Source organism: Haloarcula pelagica (genome assembly GCF_030127105.1).
Taxonomy (GTDB): domain Archaea; phylum Halobacteriota; class Halobacteria; order Halobacteriales; family Haloarculaceae; genus Haloarcula; species Haloarcula pelagica.
The window spans coordinates 3305237-3321582 of record NZ_CP126161.1; the positions used below are offsets into that span (position 1 = coordinate 3305237).

At 66.1% G+C, this 16346-nt stretch carries 17 protein-coding genes, 1 tRNA gene and 1 pseudogene; 14 read left to right on the forward strand and 5 right to left on the reverse strand.

All coding sequences use genetic code 11. The features are described from left to right. Positions 1-42 precede the first annotated feature (42 nt). Entirely contained in the window at positions 43-2022 is a 1980-nt protein-coding gene (locus P1L40_RS17485) for a 3-hydroxyacyl-CoA dehydrogenase/enoyl-CoA hydratase family protein (RefSeq protein WP_284008925.1), read from the reverse strand. Positions 2023-2298: 276 nt separating this feature from the next. On the opposite strand from P1L40_RS17485, the pseudogene cysE reads away from it, so the two are divergent. Then, positions 2299-2811, forward strand: a pseudogene (gene cysE, locus P1L40_RS17490) (serine O-acetyltransferase); the annotation flags it as partial. 81 nt (positions 2812-2892) lie between these two features. Then, positions 2893-3504, forward strand: a complete 612-nt coding sequence (locus P1L40_RS17495) for a DNA-3-methyladenine glycosylase family protein (protein WP_284011086.1) — start codon at positions 2893-2895, stop codon at positions 3502-3504. Here the strand turns inward: P1L40_RS17495 and P1L40_RS17500 are convergent, their stop codons facing one another. Next, complete coding sequence (locus tag P1L40_RS17500; RefSeq protein WP_284008926.1) at positions 3505-4860, reverse strand: RimK family alpha-L-glutamate ligase; 1356 nt, start codon at positions 4858-4860, stop codon at positions 3505-3507. It abuts the gene before it with no gap. Between the two features lie 118 nt (positions 4861-4978). Here P1L40_RS17500 and P1L40_RS17505 point away from each other — a divergent pair, with 118 nt between their 5' ends. Then, the gene (locus P1L40_RS17505; RefSeq protein WP_284008928.1) at positions 4979-6001 is read left to right on the forward strand and encodes a succinylglutamate desuccinylase/aspartoacylase family protein; all 1023 of its coding nucleotides are present in this window, start codon (positions 4979-4981) and stop codon (positions 5999-6001) included. Positions 6002-6017: 16 nt separating this feature from the next. Here P1L40_RS17505 and P1L40_RS17510 read toward each other — a convergent pair whose 3' ends face one another. Next, positions 6018-6698, reverse strand: coding sequence for a helix-turn-helix domain-containing protein (locus P1L40_RS17510; protein ID WP_284008929.1), 681 nt, complete (start codon positions 6696-6698; stop codon positions 6018-6020). A gap of 208 nt (positions 6699-6906) precedes the next feature. Here P1L40_RS17510 and P1L40_RS17515 point away from each other — a divergent pair, with 208 nt between their 5' ends. The 7 genes from P1L40_RS17515 to P1L40_RS17545 all read left to right on the forward strand — a co-directional run bounded on the left by P1L40_RS17515 (position 6907) and on the right by P1L40_RS17545 (position 12394). Next, the gene (locus P1L40_RS17515; RefSeq protein WP_284008930.1) at positions 6907-7095 is read left to right on the forward strand and encodes a hypothetical protein; all 189 of its coding nucleotides are present in this window, start codon (positions 6907-6909) and stop codon (positions 7093-7095) included. 5 nt (positions 7096-7100) lie between these two features. Then, on the forward strand, positions 7101-7340 hold the full coding sequence (locus P1L40_RS17520; RefSeq protein WP_284008931.1) for a HalOD1 output domain-containing protein: 240 nt from the start codon (positions 7101-7103) through the stop codon (positions 7338-7340). Between the two features lie 116 nt (positions 7341-7456). Continuing rightward, entirely contained in the window at positions 7457-7852 is a 396-nt protein-coding gene (gene sdhC / locus P1L40_RS17525) for a succinate dehydrogenase, cytochrome b556 subunit (protein ID WP_284008937.1), read from the forward strand. Next, the gene (locus P1L40_RS17530) at positions 7852-8217 is read left to right on the forward strand and encodes a succinate dehydrogenase hydrophobic membrane anchor subunit (RefSeq protein ID WP_284008938.1); all 366 of its coding nucleotides are present in this window, start codon (positions 7852-7854) and stop codon (positions 8215-8217) included. Before sdhC ends, P1L40_RS17530 begins: the two co-directional genes overlap by 1 nt. A gap of 3 nt (positions 8218-8220) precedes the next feature. Further along, positions 8221-9105, forward strand: coding sequence for a succinate dehydrogenase/fumarate reductase iron-sulfur subunit (locus P1L40_RS17535; RefSeq protein WP_284008940.1), 885 nt, complete (start codon positions 8221-8223; stop codon positions 9103-9105). Between the two features lie 34 nt (positions 9106-9139). Continuing rightward, positions 9140-10969 carry an FAD-binding protein gene (locus P1L40_RS17540; RefSeq protein WP_284008942.1) on the forward strand — a complete coding sequence of 610 codons (1830 nt, stop codon included), beginning with the start codon at positions 9140-9142 and terminating at the stop codon, positions 10967-10969. Between the two features lie 129 nt (positions 10970-11098). Continuing rightward, positions 11099-12394 (forward strand): 5'-deoxyadenosine deaminase, encoded by a 1296-nt coding sequence (locus P1L40_RS17545; RefSeq protein ID WP_284008944.1) that lies wholly within the window; start codon positions 11099-11101, stop codon positions 12392-12394. A gap of 331 nt (positions 12395-12725) precedes the next feature. Here the strand turns inward: P1L40_RS17545 and P1L40_RS17550 are convergent. Then, a tRNA-Leu gene (locus P1L40_RS17550) sits at positions 12726-12810 on the reverse strand. A gap of 131 nt (positions 12811-12941) precedes the next feature. Between P1L40_RS17550 and P1L40_RS17555 the strand changes: the two genes are divergently transcribed. Together P1L40_RS17555 and P1L40_RS17560 are read left to right on the forward strand one after the other, a co-directional pair. Continuing rightward, positions 12942-13445, forward strand: a complete 504-nt coding sequence (locus P1L40_RS17555) for a helix-turn-helix domain-containing protein (RefSeq protein WP_284008945.1) — start codon at positions 12942-12944, stop codon at positions 13443-13445. Positions 13446-13496: 51 nt separating this feature from the next. Next, positions 13497-14039: an HAD family hydrolase gene (locus P1L40_RS17560; protein ID WP_284008946.1), complete on the forward strand. Its 543-nt coding sequence runs from the start codon at positions 13497-13499 to the stop codon at positions 14037-14039. Here P1L40_RS17560 and P1L40_RS17565 read toward each other — a convergent pair. Continuing rightward, the gene (locus P1L40_RS17565; RefSeq protein ID WP_284008947.1) at positions 14018-14245 is read right to left on the reverse strand and encodes a DUF5822 domain-containing protein; all 228 of its coding nucleotides are present in this window, start codon (positions 14243-14245) and stop codon (positions 14018-14020) included. The genes P1L40_RS17560 and P1L40_RS17565 overlap by 22 nt on opposite strands. Before the next feature lie 93 nt (positions 14246-14338). On the opposite strand from P1L40_RS17565, the gene panB reads away from it, so the two are divergent. Continuing rightward, the gene (gene panB / locus P1L40_RS17570) at positions 14339-15148 is read left to right on the forward strand and encodes a 3-methyl-2-oxobutanoate hydroxymethyltransferase (protein WP_284008949.1); all 810 of its coding nucleotides are present in this window, start codon (positions 14339-14341) and stop codon (positions 15146-15148) included. 81 nt (positions 15149-15229) lie between these two features. Continuing rightward, positions 15230-16345 (forward strand): biotin synthase BioB, encoded by a 1116-nt coding sequence (gene bioB, locus P1L40_RS17575; protein ID WP_284008950.1) that lies wholly within the window; start codon positions 15230-15232, stop codon positions 16343-16345. Position 16346: the final 1 nt, after the last annotated feature.

Sequence of the window (16346 nt, forward strand, 5' to 3'; positions counted from 1 at the left end):
CGGTTATAAATAACCGGTAGCGGCTCCGGGAGTCGAGTCGGCCTACTTGCCCTCGAACTCGGGGTCCTCGTCGCCGAAGAACGCGTTGATCCCCTCGTGGACATCCTCCGAGTTCACGACGTGGCCAAAGCCCATCGACTCGACTTCGAGGCCGGCCTCGTGGTTGTCCCAGCCTTTGTGCATCGCGCGCTTCGTGAACCGCTGTGCGAGTGGCGGGCCGCGTGCGAGCTTCTCGGTGTACTCGAGTGCGGCCGCCTCGAACCCGTCGGGCTCGTACACTTCGTTGACGAACCCGTAGTCCGCCATCTCCTCGGCTTCGAAGTGGTCGGCGGTGAAGATGATCTCTTTCGCCCGGCCCATGCCGACGATGCGCTGGAGGCGCTGGGTGCCGCCCCAGCCCGGGAGGAGGCCAAGATCGAACTCGGGCTGTCCGAACTCCGAGCGGCTCGTCGCGACGCGGATGTCCGCACAGGTCGCCAGTTCCATGCCGCCGCCGAGACAGTAGCCGTCGATGGCGGCGACGACCGGCATCTCGATCTCTTCGAGGCGACCGAACGTCGACTGCCCGCGTTTCGAGAGTTCGACCGCGCCGAACGGGTCGGCGCCGCCGCCGGCGATGCTCATGAAGTCCGCGCCTGCGGAGAAGGCCTTCGATCCGGCACCCCGGAGCAGGACCGCACGCACGTCGTCGTCGCCTTCCAGGAGGTCGATCGCCGCGTCGAGTTCGTCGATGAGCTCCAGGCTGATGGAGTTCATCTGCTGGGGACGAGACAGCTCGATCTGTGCGACCTTCTCGCCGGGGTAGGTGACCTCGATCGTGTCGAACGTGGGCGTCCCTTCGTCGCCCTCACCGTCGTAGAACCCGCCTTCCTCGACGACCGTCGAGAGGTGATCGAACGGTTCGTACCGCGGATGCCCGGACTCCTCGTAGGCGGATTCGAGTGCGTCGGCGAGCTTCGCGACGCCGTACTCGTCGGCGAACTTCGCCGGCCCCTTCGGCCAGCGCCCGCCGAGTTTGACAGCGGTATCGATCTCTTCGGGGGAGGCCACGTCGTCACCGACGAGATACGCGACCTCGTTTGCTAGCACCGCCAGCAGACGCTCTTTGACGGCCTCGCTGAACAGATCGTCGTCCATCGGGACATCGGCGCCCTCGCCGTCCTCGTAGTCGTAGAAGCCCTTCCCGGACTTCTTGCCGAACTCCTCGTTCTCGACCTTCTCGACCATCATCGGGCACGGCTCGTAGCGGTCACCCGCGACCTCGTGCATGTAGTCGAGGACGTGGTAGCCGACATCGATGCCGACGTAGTCCGAGAGTTCGAAGCTCCCCATCGGGAGGCCGATGTCGAACTTGGTCGTGGCGTCGACCTCCTCGATGGTCGCGACGCCGTCCTCGACGAGCCACGCGGCCTCGTTCATCAGCGGCACGAGGATCCGGTTCACGATGAACCCGGGCACGTCCTTGCGGACCCGGACGGGCGTCTTCCCGAAGTCTTCCGCGAGCTCCTCGATCAGGTCGAGCGTCTCCGGGGCTGTGTGTTCGCCCGAGATGACCTCGACGAGGTCCATCCGGATCGGCGGGTTGAAAAAGTGCATCCCGCAGAACTGTCCCGGTCGGTCGGTCACTTCCGAGAGCTTGGTGATCGAGAGGCTGGAGGTGTTCGTCGCGAAGATGGCCTCGTCGGGAGCGTACTTCTCGACCTCGTCGTACACCTCTTCCTTGACCTCCATCTTCTCGGGGACGGCCTCGATGACCACGTCGGCGTCACCAACCGCGTCCTCGACATCGACCAGCGGTGTGATCCGATCGAGCGTCGCGTCGGCCTCGTCCGCGGAGATCTGGTCTTTCTCGGCGAGTTTGTTCAACGACCACTCGATGTTGTCGTAGCCGTTCTGGACGAACTCGTCTTTGATGTCGCGCATCCGCACGTCGTAGCCGGCCAGCGCCGCGACTTCGGTGATCCCGTGGCCCATATTGCCGGCTCCCAGTACCGCGATCGTCTCGATGTCCTCGAAATCCATGACGTGTACTCACACTGTCGGCCCACGTTTCAACGTTTCTCTCGTCCTGGAACTCCGGCGGAGTTCATTCCGCTCCGACCACGCCTTTTAACCGGGCGTCGCTGTTAGTGGCGGCTATGATGGGTGCCATGCTCCCGTCGGCCGAGGGTTCGCCCGTCGCATCACTCGCCCGCCGTCACGTGGCGTGTCGCTGTTGCCGGTAGCGCCCGCCGTTCGCTGCTTCTCCCCGGACCGGCACCCGATCGAGTCGACACCCGAACCGACACACGCCACACTATGCTCGACACACTCCGCGACGACGTTCGCACCGCACTCGCCAAAGACCCCGCCGCCAGGAACGCCATCGAGGTCGTCCTCACGTATCCGGGCCTCCACGCGGTCTGGCTGTTCCGGATCGCACACGCCCTCTCCGAGCGGGAGTTTCACCTCGCCGCACGGCTGCTCTCGCACGTGACCCGACTGCTCACCGGCGTCGAGATCCACCCCGCCGCAGAGATCGGCGACCGACTGTTCATCGATCACGGGATGGGGACGGTCGTCGGTGAGACGGCCGAGATCGGCGACGACGTGTTGCTGTACCACGGTGTCACGCTCGGTGGGGCGTCGATGCGCCGCGAGAAGCGCCACCCGACGCTGGGCGACGACGTAACCGTCGGCGCGGACGCGACGCTGCTGGGACCGATCACGGTCGGCGACGGCGCGACGGTCGGCGCCGGTTCGGTCGTCGTCGAGGACGTTCCACCGGGGACGACCGTCGCCGGGAACCCGGCGAAACCCGTCGACGACGCCGACCGGCCCACCGGCGAGTCGCCACAAACGGCCGACTGCTGGCAGTCAGGTTCATCCGTTCCGGGCAACTACAGGCGCTCGATGAGCGACGACCCTCACGAGCAGTTGCGGTCGGACGAGTACCTCGGGCCGCTGGTCGAGCGACACGGGGCTCTCACGCTCGACCCGGCGGAGAACCTCTTCGAGCGGCTGGTGACCTCGATCCTGCGCCAGCAGGTGTCGATGGCGTCGGCGGCGGCGACCAGGGAACGGCTGTTCGCGGCCATCGAGGTGACGCCCGCAGGCGTCCAGGCCGCGGCCGACCAGACGCTGAAAGACGCCGGTCTCTCCCGCCAGAAGACCCGGTACGTCAACGCCGTCGCCGACGCGTTCGCCGAGGAGGGCTACTCGCGGGATTACTTCGCCGACATGTCCGACGAGGCGATCCGCGAGGAGCTGACGGCCATCACCGGCGTCGGCGAGTGGACTGCCGAGATGCAACTCCTGTTTTCCTTTGGCCGGCCCGATGTCTTCCCGGTCGGTGACCTCGGGATCAGAAAGGGGTTCGAACGCGTCGTCGGCGACGGCTACACTCGGTCTGAGATGACAGCGTTCGCCGAGCGGTGGGCCCCCTACCGGAGCTACGCGAGTCTCTACCTCTGGCGTGTCGAGGAGGATATCGCCGACAGCGTCGCCGAGGTCACCGACGAGTGATCACTCCTCGGCGTCTTCCTCTTCCTCTTCGATGTCGAGGTCCGGTTCGTCGTCGGCCCGGCGGGTCACGTCGACCTGGTAGTGTTTGAGGATGTCCCGGCCCAGCAACAGCGGGTAGTCCATGTGCGATCGGTCCTCGACGCTTGCGGTGACCGTGTGTTGTGTCCCGCCGATCCCGACCACGAGGTCGACGACCGGCCGCGAGCGCCCGCCCTTGACGCTGCCGGATTTGATGTTGACGATGTCGAGGATCGGGCCGGTCCCGATCTCGGCCGCCAGCCGCGTGTCGATGCTGGTCCGGGTCGCGCCGGTGTCTGACTTCGCCAGGATGGTCTTTGCCCCTCTCGTCCCGGTGACGACGACCTCTTCGATGTAGCCGACGACGATGGTCTCGGAACTCCGCTCGGTGGTCTCGCGGGGCATACAGGCCGGCCGGGAGTCGTCCAGCGTCCCCTGGAGCCGCTCGACCTCGCTGTCCGGGACGCTCCCGCCGGCACGCTCGATCGCCAGTTTCGCGATGTAGGGTGCCGGACTGATCCCGGTCGCTTTGAACAGCCCCCGGAAACCGGCGGTCGGGTTGACTTCGAGGACGTAGTAGCCGTCGTCGCCCTCGACGATGTCGACCCCGGCGTAGTCGAGTCCCACGGCATCGGCGGACCGTCGGGCGATCGAGCGGACTTCATCGGAGAGCTGGCCGGTCATGTCCTCGACATCCCCGCCCAGCGCCACGTTCGTTCGCCACTCGCCGTCCGGCGCGTAGCGGTTCATCGCGCCGACGATCTCGTCGCCGACGACGTACACGCGGAGGTCGTGGTGGCGGTCGGTGTCGTGATCGATGAACTGCTGGAGGAAGGCGTGGCGGTTCCCGATCTTCGCGTTCACTGGGTCGTCCAACTCGACCATCCAGGTCCCGCCGCCGTGGGTTCCGATGGCGGTCTTGTACACCGCTCGGTGACCGAACTGCTGGCGTTTCTTGTTCAGCGTGTCGTTCGACAGCGCCATCACGGCGTCCGGGATCGGGACGTTCTCCTCGGCCAGCGTCGCGGCGCTGGCGAACTTGTGAAGCGCCGTCGTCGCTGCGATGGGTTCGTTGAGCATCGGTGCCTGCTTCGCGAGGGTCAGCGCGAGGCCGACCCCCTCGGTCGGTTCCTCGTCACTAGAGAGCAGCAGTCGATTGGCGATGACATCGACGGCTGGATCGAGACGCATCTCGCCGTCGGTCACGTCGATCGTCGTGTTTTCCGCCCGCAGCCACTCCGTCCCGTATCCCATCTCGTCGGCCGCGTTCAGAATCGCCTTCGTCTCCTTGCTCGAATGGAGGCTCAGTACGCCCAGTGTGATATTTTCCTCGCTCATACTGGAGCCTTCTCACCCCCGTCGAAAAATGGTTCGGTCGGGGGTGGACCCGAAGACGTGACGATGACGGTACGTCCGGACGTGACACGTTTATACAGCCGCCCGCACTCGTATGGGCATGGACGAAGCCGACCCGTTCACGTACGACGGTGGCCGGGTCGATCCCGGCGAGACGCAGAACGTCCGCTACACCGTCAGCGAGACGTACATGGGTGATCCGGTTCGGCTCCCGGTGACGATCGTCAACGGCGACCGTCCCGGCCCGACCGTCTTCCTCTCGGCGGCGGCACACGGGGACGAACTCAACGGGATCGAGGTCGTCCGGGAGGTCGCCCACGAGTGGGACCACACCGATCTGGCGGGGACGCTGGTCTGTCTCCCGGTGTTGAACGTCCCCGCGTTCCTCGCCCAGGAGCGATACCTCCCGATCTACGATCGGGACCTCAACCGATCGTTCCCGGGCGACCCCGACTCGACGAGCGCCAAGCGGATGGCCCATCAGGTGTTCCGGAACTTCCTGGCGCCGTGTGATCTCGGCTTGGACTTCCACACGTCGACGCGCGGTCGGACGAACATGCTCCACGTGCGCGCCGACATGACCGACCCGGACGTAGCGCGGGTCGCCAATTCGTTCGCGTCCAACCTCGTCATCTCCTCGGAGGGGCCGTCCGGATCGCTCCGCCGGGAGGCCAGTGCCGCCGGCGTCCCCTCGATCACGATCGAGATGGGAGAGGCCCACCGGTTCCAGCGTTCGTTGATCGACAGCGCGCTCGACAGCGTCCGGTCGGTGCTCGCGGAGTTTGGCCTCCTAGAGAGCGAGGTCGTCCGGTGGCCGGGCTGGCGGACCGTCATCGAGAACGGCACCGACGACAAGACCTGGATCCGGGCCGACGCCGGTGGCCTCGTGGATATGCACCACGAACGGGGGGCGCTGGTCCACGACGGGGAGACGATCTGTACGATCACCAATCCGTTCAAGACCGAGACGACCGAGGTCAGGGCACCGTTTACGGGATTGCTCGTCGGTGTGTTGGAGAATCCGCTCGTCTACCCCGGCAACCCCCTCTGTCACCTCGTGAGCCTGGACGAGCGGACCCGCCGGGCACTCGAACGGTCCGAGCGGGACGCCGAGACGGCCTGAGGATCCCGTCGACCCGTTACTCCGACGACCACAACCGCTGTGTGTCACTCCCACGGGACGCGATCAGCGTGTTCTCGACGAGCGTGATGATCGCACGCCGGAGCCGTTCTGTCACTGCCTGGTCGGAGATGTCCAGCGAGTCGCCCAGTTCCTTCGTCGAGTACTCCCGCGGGATCGCGTAGTACCCCTCGGTGACGGCCTTGATGAGCGTCTCACGCTGGCGCGGCGTGAGTCCGTAGTGTGCGCCCGTCCCCGGCCTCGTCGGGTTGTAGACACACAGCAACTCGACGGCGACGGATGCGTCTTCGCTGGCGTCCTCGAACGCCGTGAGGGCGTCGTGATCGGGAAACGCGATGTGGAACAGCCAGTCACTCCCCGAGAGGCGGCCGTCGAGACACTCCCCGTCGGCGGCACGGACGGCGGCGAACAGCCCGTCCGCGGACGGCTCCCAGTCGATGGCGTACAGTGACCGGTCGCCGTCGGAACACACCTCGACGATCTCGTCGACCGTCGAGTGAGCTTCCAGTGTCTCGATCGCCCTGGACCGGTGTCGACGCTCGATCCACACGAGCGGCACTTGTGTCTCGGCGATCGGAACCACCCGTTCGAGAACGACCGGTGGGCCGGTCCCGGCAGCCAACACCCGTCCCAGCGCCACTGCACCCACGGGGACACTCACGTCGGCGACAACTGTCATTCTGCGTGTCAACATACTCGTCGCGTCGCGGTTATAACAGGGATGCATGGTAGACCAACCTCGCGTGCATGGTGGACCATGGTTACCGGCAGGCCTATTACCACCTCAACCGTAGCTCCACAGTAACCCGTGGAAATTGACACCTCCGCCACAAGATGGATATGCCCGCCCCATCGAATCGTCGGGTACGTAGCCCGGCTGTCGATCCATGTCTGAGGACCAACCAGATTGGTCGGCGGTGACATCGGCCAGCGAGTTCAACGACGCCCTGACGGCGTTGCTTCGGACAGCAGCGGCAAACGGTGTCGATGTCTGTGGTGCCTGGGAGTGTCGCCCGCTCGACGACGCCTCGGACTGGGAGGCGATGATCGTGGAACTCGCCGACGAGGACGAGTGACGACGATGGTCGAAGGGACATCGCCGTCGATCCGACTCGTCGAAACGATCGCGGATATCGAGGGCGTCGATCCGATCGAACTCGATTTCGTCCTCGCGGAGGCGATCGATCCACACGCTCTCGACGCCCTGCTCGACCACGACGGGGAGCCGATCGTCGTCGAGTTTACCGTGGGCGGCCACGAGGTGGTCGCGACCGACACGGAGCTCCGGGTCGACGACTCGGTCACGGTCCTGTTGGACTGAACGGTCGCGGGGTTTCTCGGCGATATCGTCAGTAGGCGAACGTCTTCGGTGCGACATCCGGCGACCTGCGTACAGGGTAGTAACTACTATTTGTCCCCGGACTAACCCCCCAGTGTATGAGTCAGTCTTACAATCGCGGCACCGTCGAGGACTTCGGACGGTGGCGGGAGTTCACGGCCGGCATGTGGGCCTGGATCTTCCACAAGTTCACCGGCTGGGTGCTCGTGGGGTATCTCTTTACCCACATCGCCGTGCTGAGCACCTCCCTGGGAGGGGCCGAACTCTACACGAGCACACTCCAGGGGCTCGAAGCCCTGCTGATCGTCCGCTTCCTGGAGATCGGATTGCTCGCCGTCGCCGTCTTCCACATCCTCAACGGCATCCGCCTGTTGATGGTCGACCTCGGCGTCGGGCTCGAAGCACAGGACAAGAGTTTCTATCTCTCGCTGGTACTGACGGGCGCGATCGTCGTCGCCAGCGTGCCGACGTTCCTCGGGGGGCCGCTCGCATAATGGCCGAACACTACTCCTCGTTCGAGCGCGGCGGCCGTCGCTGGCTCCTCCAGCGACTCACCGCAGTGTTCCTGATCGGCGTCCTGGCGTTTCACTTCATGCTGTTGCACTTCGTCAACCACGCCGCGAACATCACCTTCGCCGGCACGCAGGTCCGGATGAGTCAGGTGGGTTACTTCGCGACGATGTGGCTGTTCCTCGTGACCGCGACGTTCCACGGCGTCAACGGCGTCTACAACGCGCTCGTCAACCAGGGCATCCAGGGAACCCAGAAGACGGCGATCAAGTACCTGCTTGTCGTCTCGGGGCTCTTGCTCGTCGCACAGGGGACCCGCGTCGCAGTCGCTATGACAAACCTCGTCTAATCCATGAGCACACAGATCGAACAACAAGAGACCGAGTCAGAGAGCGAACAAGAGGCCGAATCGGCCGTCGAGTCACCCGGTGACCGGCGCCGAGCGCAGAAGCAGCAACGCCTCGACGAACAGAAACAGGCAGAACGCGAGGAGTCGACCCTCGACGACGAGGAGACGATCACCCTGAAAGTGTTCCGCTACGACCCCGAAGTGGAGGGCAAGCAGGAACCCCGGTTCGACGACTTCGTCGTCCCGTTCCACAAGGGGATGACCATTCTGGACGCGCTCATCTACGCGCGCGACCAGTACGACTCCTCACTGACGTTCCGACACTCCTGTCGGCAGGCCGTCTGTGGTTCGGACGCACTGTTCGTCAACGGGCGCCAGCGCCTGGGCTGTAAGACCCAGATCGCCGAGCTGGAGTCCCCGGTCCGGATCGAGCCGCTTCCCCACCAGGAGGTCGTCAAGGACCTCGTCGTGGACATGGAGCACTTCTACGACCAGATGGAGGCCGTCGAACCCTACTTCGACGCCGACGAGTTGCCCGACGACGAACTCGAAGAGCAGCGCCAGAGCCGCGAGAACCGCGAGAAGGTCAAGATGTCCACGCGGTGTATCTGGTGTGGCGCCTGCATGTCCTCGTGTAACATCGCGGCCGGGGACAACGAGTATCTGGGCCCGGCGGCGATCAACAAGGCCTACCGGTTCGCGATGGACGAGCGCGAGGGCGCCGACCGCAAACAGGAACGACTGCGGATCATCGAGCAGGAACACGGCGTCTGGCGGTGCCAGACCCAGTTCTCCTGTACCGAGGTGTGTCCGAAAGACATCCCGCTGACCGAGCACATCCAGGAACTCAAGCGCGAGGCAGTGAAGAACAACCTCAAGTTCTGGTAGTCCTAAGCACGCCCACGACACAATTTCCCATACTATGTACGAACACGATGTCATCGTGGTCGGCGCCGGCGGCGCCGGCCTCAGAGCGGCGATCGCAGCACACGAGGAGGGGGCCGACGTTGCCCTCGTGACGAAACTCCACCCGGTCCGCAGCCACACCGGCGCGGCCGAGGGCGGCATCAACGCGGCACTCCGCGAGGGCGACTCCTGGGACCTGCACGCCTACGACACGATGAAGGGGTCGGACTACCTCGGAGACGCGCCGGCCATCGACACCTTCGCAAAGGACGCCCCGGAAGAGGTCATCCAGATCGAACACTGGGGGATGCCCTTCTCCCGCGAGGACGACGGCCGCGTCTCCCAGCGCCCCTTCGGCGGGATGTCGTTCCCGCGGACGACCTACGCCGGTGCCGAGACCGGCCACCACCTGCTGCACACGATGTACGAGCAGGCGGTCAAGCGGGGCATCGAGGTGTACGACGAGTGGTACGTCACGAACCTCGCGGTCACCGACCACGAGGACCCCGAGGACCGGACCTGTCACGGCTGTGTCGCCTACGACATCAAATCGGGCGAGATCCACGGCTTCCGGGCGAAAAACGGCGTGATCCTGGCGACCGGCGGGCTCGGCCAGGCCTTCGATCACACCACCAACGCCGTCGCCAACACCGGTGACGGCTGTGCGATGGCCTACCGCGCCGGCGTCCCGATGGAGGACATGGAGATGATCCAGTTCCACCCGACGACGCTGCCCTCGACGGGCGTGCTCATCTCCGAGGGTGTCCGCGGCGAAGGCGGCATCCTCTACAACGAGGACGAAGAGCGGTTCATGTTCGAACACGGCTACGCGAACAACGACGGCGAACTCGCCTCGCGTGACGTGGTCTCGCGGGCGGAACTCACGGAGGTCAACGCGGGCCGCGGGATCGAAGACGAGTACGTCCATCTGGACATGCGCCATCTGGGCGAGGAGCGCATCCTCGATCGCCTGGAGAACATCCTCCACCTCGCGGAGGACTTCGAGGGCGTCGACGGGCTGGACGAACCGATGCCGGTCAAGCCCGGTCAGCACTACGCGATGGGCGGCGTCGAGACCGACGAGAACGGCGAGACCTGTATCGAAGGGCTGTACGCCGCGGGTGAGACGGCGTGTGTCTCGCTCCACGGAGCGAACCGTCTGGGCGGGAACGCGCTGCCGGAACTGCTCGTCTTCGGCGCCCGCGCCGGCCACCACGCCGCCGGCAAGGACATGAAAGTCGCCGAGATCGAGACCGGTCCATCCGCGAAGAGCGAAGACGGCGCGGTCGAACCGCCGGTCGCCCCCGGCGCGGTCGACGCCGGGTCCGACGACGTTGTCGCCGACGGTGGCGCGGCGGCGACCCCCAAGGGCGTCGTCAAAGGCACCGTCGAGGAAGAGCGCCAGCGCGTCGAGGAGCTACTCGAAGCCGACGGCATCAACCACGCCGAGGTCCGCGCCGACGTACAGGAGACGATGACCCAGCGCGTCAACGTCTTCCGCGAGGAGGACGGTCTCAAGCAAGCCCTGCGAGAGATCAAGGACGCGCGCCGGGAGTACGGGAACGTCGCCGTCGCGGACCCCTCCCGGACCTACAACACGGACCTCATCCACACCATCGAGACGCGCAACATCCTCGACGTGGCCGAGGCCATCACCATCGGCGCGCTGGCCCGCGAGGAGTTCCGTGGCGCCCACTGGCGCGCCGAGCACCAGGAGCGGAAAGACGACGAGTGGATCAAACACACCATGCTCGCCTGGAACGACGGCGAGCCGGAACTGTACTACAAACCGGTCGTCCTCGAAGGCGACGAGGAGACCTACGAGCCCAAAGAACGGTCGTACTGAGAGCGGCGCGAACGTCCGGCCCACGAGACTGACTCACCGGGTTCGCCGCGCGGGCAGCTCTTTTATCCCTTCTCCACTGCGTAGCCCCCGGATACTCTTGGTGGCGGCGCGCGACTACCCGAGTGAGTAATGCTCGTCGCTGGCACAGTCGTCGCGGACAGCACCACCGTCGTCGACGACGGCGCAGTCGTCACGGAAGATGATCGGATCGTCTTCGTCGGGGACCGCGAGGCGGCACTGGAGCGGTACCCGGACCACGAACGACGGACCGTCGATATCGTCGCCCCGGGGCTGGTCGGCGCACACGTCCACAGCGTCCAGAGCCTCGGTCGCGGGATCGCCGACGACGAACCACTGCTGGAGTGGCTGTTCGACCACGTCCTCCCGATGGAGGCCGCGATGGACGCCGAAGCGACCCGGACCGCGGCGCTGCTTGGCTACCTGGAGTGTCTCGAAAGCGGCGTCACGACCGTGGTCGATCACCTCTCGGTCCACCACGCCGAGGAAGCATTCGAGGCCGCCGGCGAGATCGGTATTCGCGGGCTGCTCGGCAAGGTGCTCATGGACCGTGACAGCCCGGACGGACTCGTCGAAGCGACGGAGACGGGACTCGCCGAATCGGAGCGGCTCATCCGCGAGTACCACGGGGCCTTCGACGACCGGGTCCGCTACGCGGTCACGCCGCGCTTCGCCGTCACCTGTTCAGAAGCCTGCCTTCGGGGTGCCCGGGAGTTAGCCGACAGCTACGACGGCGTCCGCATCCACACTCACGCCAGCGAGAACCGCGACGAGATCGCCACCGTCGAGGAGCGGAGGGGGATGCGCAACATCGCCTGGCTCGACGAGGTGGGGCTCACGGGACCGGACGTGACGCTCGCTCACTGCGTCTGGACCGACGACGAGGAGCGCGAACTGCTGGCCGAGACCGGGACCTGTGTCACGCACTGCCCGTCCTCGAACATGAAACTCGCCAGCGGCGTCGCGCCGGTGGTCGACTACCTCGATCGCGGGATCACTGTCGCGCTGGGCAACGACGGCCCGCCGTGTAACAACACGCTCGATCCCTTCACAGAACTCCGCCAGGCCGCCCTCCTCCAGAAGGTCGACACCATCGACGCGACCGCGCTGTCGGCCCGGACGGCCTTCGAGATGGCGACGGTCAACGGCGCCCGAGCGGCCGGGTTCGACCGACTGGGCGCGCTCCGCGAGGGCTGGCGCGCCGACCTGGTCGGCCTCTCGACGGACGCCGCACGAGCGACGCCGGTCCACGACACGCTCTCGCATCTGGTGTACGCCGCCCACGGGGACGACGTGACGCTCACGATGGTCGACGGCCGTGTCGTCTACGACGACGGACACACGACTGTCGACGCCGAACGGATCAAGCATACCGCGGCGTCGCTCGCCGAACAGTTCGTCGAGTGAGCGGCCGAGGCGGCCGCTCTTCGGGAGTACACTCCGAAAGTAAGGTGGGGGTGGGTGGGGGGTGGTGGCACCAGTACGGTGCCTATCACAAAGAAAGAGAGCATCAGTAAAAAAGCTACTGGCGCTGTTATCACATCCGAGAACTGGATGCCGTGTGAGCAGCCGGCCACTGCTGTTGACCACTCGCTCGTGGTGACGGTCGACTTGCGTGGCTCACGACAGACCCTGCACGGGACCGGGTTCGAACCGGATGAAGACTCGCTGCGCTCGTCTTCCAGGGTTCGAACCGGTCAGACGATCTCGTCACTCACGGGTTCGTTCGTGACAAAAATGCGTGGGACCGGATTCGAACCGGCGGACCCCTACGGGACAGCGCCCTCAACGCTGCGCCGTTGGCCTGGCTTGGCTACCCACGCTCGCTGTCTTACTGCACTAAATCGTACCCGACGGCCCAATAAAAGCACTTTCGTTTCGTCGTCGCCCGCGGGAGAGAGTCCCATTCGTTTGAATCGGACGTTTCAAATACGACGAAGCGGCTACCAGCCTCATGGCCAAATACTCGACCGGCAACACTGGGAGCGACGCCGGCGGGAGCTGCGAACTCTGCGGTGCAGACGGCGGCGACCTCCAGACCGCGAGTGTCGCCGGCGCGACGTTGCAGGTCTGTGACGACTGCGCCCGTGACCACGGCGAGAACGACCGGACCTCGACAGGCGACAGCTCTCCCGACGACCGCGACCGCCGCAAGCGCGCGGCACAGAACGTCGCACGCGCCCACGACGCACAGCAAGCCGACCCCTCCCACTGGGAAGACGGCGCTGACTACGACGACGACCAACTCCCGTATCTCGTCAGCGGGTACGGGGAACTCGTCGTCAGCGCCCGCCAGGACGAAGGGCTCCAGACCGCAGAACTCGCCGAGGAACTCGGACTCGACGAGGCCGACGTGCTGGCCGTCGAGCAGGGCCGTGCGACCCAGGCCAACGTCGGCGGCTCCGTCATCGCCGCCCTCGAACAGTTTCTCGATGTCGAACTCGTCGAAGCGAACTGATCGACACCGGTTCCCGAAGTCTCTTTGCGTGCCGGCGCGCAACGGAGTAGCGTGACACACGACGCTGTCGTCTACGATCTGGACGGAACACTCGTCCAGCTAGCTGTCGACTGGGACGCCGTCGCGACGGCTGTCGAGACCGTCCTCCGGGAACGCGATGTCGACCCCGGGACCGGGGACCTCTGGTCGATGCTCGAGCTGTCCGCGGAGGTCGGGCACCGGGCCGCGGTCGAGGAGACGATCACCCGGTACGAACGTGACGGGGCCGAGCGGTCCGACAGGCTACCGCTGGCGGACGGGCTTCCACACGGCGTTCCGGTCGGCGTCTGCTCGCTCAACGCCGAGGGCGCCGTCCGGGACGCGCTGGACGTACACGAGATCGACCCACACGTCGAGTCGGTCGTGGGCCGGGACACCGTCGGGTCCTCGAAGCCCGATCCCGAGGGCCTGCTCCGGGTTATCGACGACCTGGACGCGACGCCGGCCGAGACGGTCTTCGTCGGCGACTCCGAACGCGACGCCGAGACGGCCCGGCGGGCCGGCACGGCCTTCGAGTGGGCGGCGGCGTTCGATCAGCGACGATATCGCGCGTAGAGGTAGACACAGATCGCGGTCAGGAACCAGATTACCGCACCGACTCTGACGGCGAACAGCGCCCGCGCTGTCCACGTCGGCAGCGTGAGCGGGATCGACGCCACGGCGACGATCGGAGAGCCGATCAGGATGGTCGTGACGAACGTCACCTGCATCACCCACCCGAAGTCGACGCCGTCCGGATCGGTGTGTTCGACTGCTGGCACGACCGGGCGTTCGTGTGGCCCCGGCAAGCCCCTTCCGGTTCGACGGCGCAGTACACCCGAAGACGTAAGCGTCAGGCGCGCCCGCCCACGGGTATGACCACCGTCCGTGACCTCCAGGAACTGGCGGGCGAGGAACCGATCACGATGCTGACGGCCTACGACGCCGCGACCGCCGAGATCGCTGACGAGACCGGGGTCGACGTGTTGCTGGTGGGCGACAGCATGGGCAACGCCGTCCTGGGCCACGAGAACACGCTCCCGGTGACGGTCGACGAGATGGCGTCCCGGGTCGGGGCCGTCGCTCGTGGGGCCGACGACGCGCTCGTCGTCGCCGACATGCCCTTCCTCTCGTTTGGCGCCGACGAGGGCGAGAGCGTCAAGAACTGCGGACGGATGCTCAAAGAGGAGGGCGCAAACGCCGTGAAGCTCGAATCCGGTCCCCACACCGTCGAACTGACCGAGCGGCTGGCCGACCTCGGCATCCCGGTGATGGCCCACCTCGGGCTCACGCCCCAGAGCGTCAACCAGACGGGCTACACCCAGCAGGCCGACGACCGCGAGGAGGCCGAATCGATCCTCGACCTCGCGCGCGAGCACGAGGCCGCCGGCGCGTTCGCGCTCGTGCTGGAACACATCCCCGCGAACCTCGCCGCGCAGGTGACCGAGGCGCTCGACATCCCGACCATCGGTATCGGCGCCGGCGGGCAGTGTGACGGCCAGGTGCTCGTCTTCACCGACGTTGTGGGGATGGCCGACGGGAGTCCGCCCTTCGCCCGGCAGTTCGGCGACGTGCGAAGCGAGATGACCGACGCCGTCTCCGCGTACGTCGACGCCGTCGAATCGGGAGAGTTCCCGGCCGACGAACACGCGAGCAGTTCCGCGGAACTGGACGACCTGTACTGAGTGGGTGGCCTGTGGGCCGCCCGGGGCACGACGATCGGACCGACCCGAATCTTTATCCGATCGTCAACTGACAAACTGGGTGTGGTTTACGAGACGGGCAACCGCACGGTCGACGACGCAGTCGCTCGGGTACTCGACGGCGAGCGACTGGACCGCACGGACGGGATGGCGCTCATCGCACAACCGGTCGAGGCACTCGCCGAGGGCGCGGACTACGTCCGTACCCAGTTGGGCGACGGAACCGTCGACGCGTGTTCGATCGTGAACGCGAAGGCGGGCAACTGCGCGGAGGACTGTGGGTTCTGTGCGCAGTCCGTCCACTTCGACACCGGTATCGACAACTACGGCTTCCTGGGGCCCGAGAAGATCCTCGAAGCCGCGAAACGCGCCGAACGCGACGGCTCCCAGCGGTTCGGCATCGTCGTCGCCGAGAAGGGCGTCTCGAAGGAACAGCGGCCCGAGGAGTGGGAAGAAGTGCTGGAAGCGATCCGCCTCGTCCGGGACGAGACCGACGTGGAGGTCGACGCCAGCCTCGGGATCCTCACCGAGGAGGAAGCCGCGATCCTGGCCGAGGAGGGGCTCAACCACTACAATCACAATATCGAGACCTCGCCGCGGTACTTCCCGGAGATCGTCGACACCCACGCCTTCGAGGACCGAGTCCACACGCTGGAAGTGGCGAAGGAGGCCGGCATGGACCTCTGTGCCGGCGTCATCCTCGGCATGGGCGAGACGCCGACCGACCGCGTCGAGGCGGCCATCGCCCTACAAGACATCGGCGTCTCGTCGCTGCCGGTCAACATCCTCAACCCGGTGGAAGGAACCCCGCTGGCAGAACGCGGATTGCCCGACATCACGACCGAGGAGGTCGTCAAGACCATCGCTGTCTACCGACTGCTCCATCCAGAGGCCCGCGTCCGCCTGACCGGCGGCCGCGAGGTCAACTTGGACACGGACGGCCAGGTGGCCGCCCTGGAGGCCGGCGCCGACGGCATCCTCACGGGCGACTACCTCACGACCGAGGGCCAGTCCGCGGCCGACGACCTGGAGATCGTCGAACAGGCGGGCCTCGAACCCAACACCGAGGCGAACGACTTCGATCCAGCGGACGTGAAAGGGCGTGACGCGGCGGAGACCGACCCCGAGACGGCCGCGGGCACCGCACAGACGAACGCAGAACTCCAATCCGACGACTGAC

Coding starts and splice junctions, on each gene's coding strand:
- P1L40_RS17485 (WP_284008925.1), bottom strand. CDS start 2,022: ATGGATTTCGAGGACATCGAGACGATCGCGGTACTGGGAGCCGGCAAT.
- P1L40_RS17495 (WP_284011086.1), top strand. CDS start 2,893: ATGAGCGACGACCCTCACGAGCAGTTGCGGTCGGACGAGTACCTCGGG.
- P1L40_RS17500 (WP_284008926.1), bottom strand. CDS start 4,860: ATGAGCGAGGAAAATATCACACTGGGCGTACTGAGCCTCCATTCGAGC.
- P1L40_RS17505 (WP_284008928.1), top strand. CDS start 4,979: ATGGACGAAGCCGACCCGTTCACGTACGACGGTGGCCGGGTCGATCCC.
- P1L40_RS17510 (WP_284008929.1), bottom strand. CDS start 6,698: ATGACAGTTGTCGCCGACGTGAGTGTCCCCGTGGGTGCAGTGGCGCTG.
- P1L40_RS17515 (WP_284008930.1), top strand. CDS start 6,907: ATGTCTGAGGACCAACCAGATTGGTCGGCGGTGACATCGGCCAGCGAG.
- P1L40_RS17520 (WP_284008931.1), top strand. CDS start 7,101: ATGGTCGAAGGGACATCGCCGTCGATCCGACTCGTCGAAACGATCGCG.
- sdhC (WP_284008937.1), top strand. CDS start 7,457: ATGAGTCAGTCTTACAATCGCGGCACCGTCGAGGACTTCGGACGGTGG.
- P1L40_RS17530 (WP_284008938.1), top strand. CDS start 7,852: ATGGCCGAACACTACTCCTCGTTCGAGCGCGGCGGCCGTCGCTGGCTC.
- P1L40_RS17535 (WP_284008940.1), top strand. CDS start 8,221: ATGAGCACACAGATCGAACAACAAGAGACCGAGTCAGAGAGCGAACAA.
- P1L40_RS17540 (WP_284008942.1), top strand. CDS start 9,140: ATGTACGAACACGATGTCATCGTGGTCGGCGCCGGCGGCGCCGGCCTC.
- P1L40_RS17545 (WP_284008944.1), top strand. CDS start 11,099: ATGCTCGTCGCTGGCACAGTCGTCGCGGACAGCACCACCGTCGTCGAC.
- P1L40_RS17555 (WP_284008945.1), top strand. CDS start 12,942: ATGGCCAAATACTCGACCGGCAACACTGGGAGCGACGCCGGCGGGAGC.
- panB (WP_284008949.1), top strand. CDS start 14,339: ATGACCACCGTCCGTGACCTCCAGGAACTGGCGGGCGAGGAACCGATC.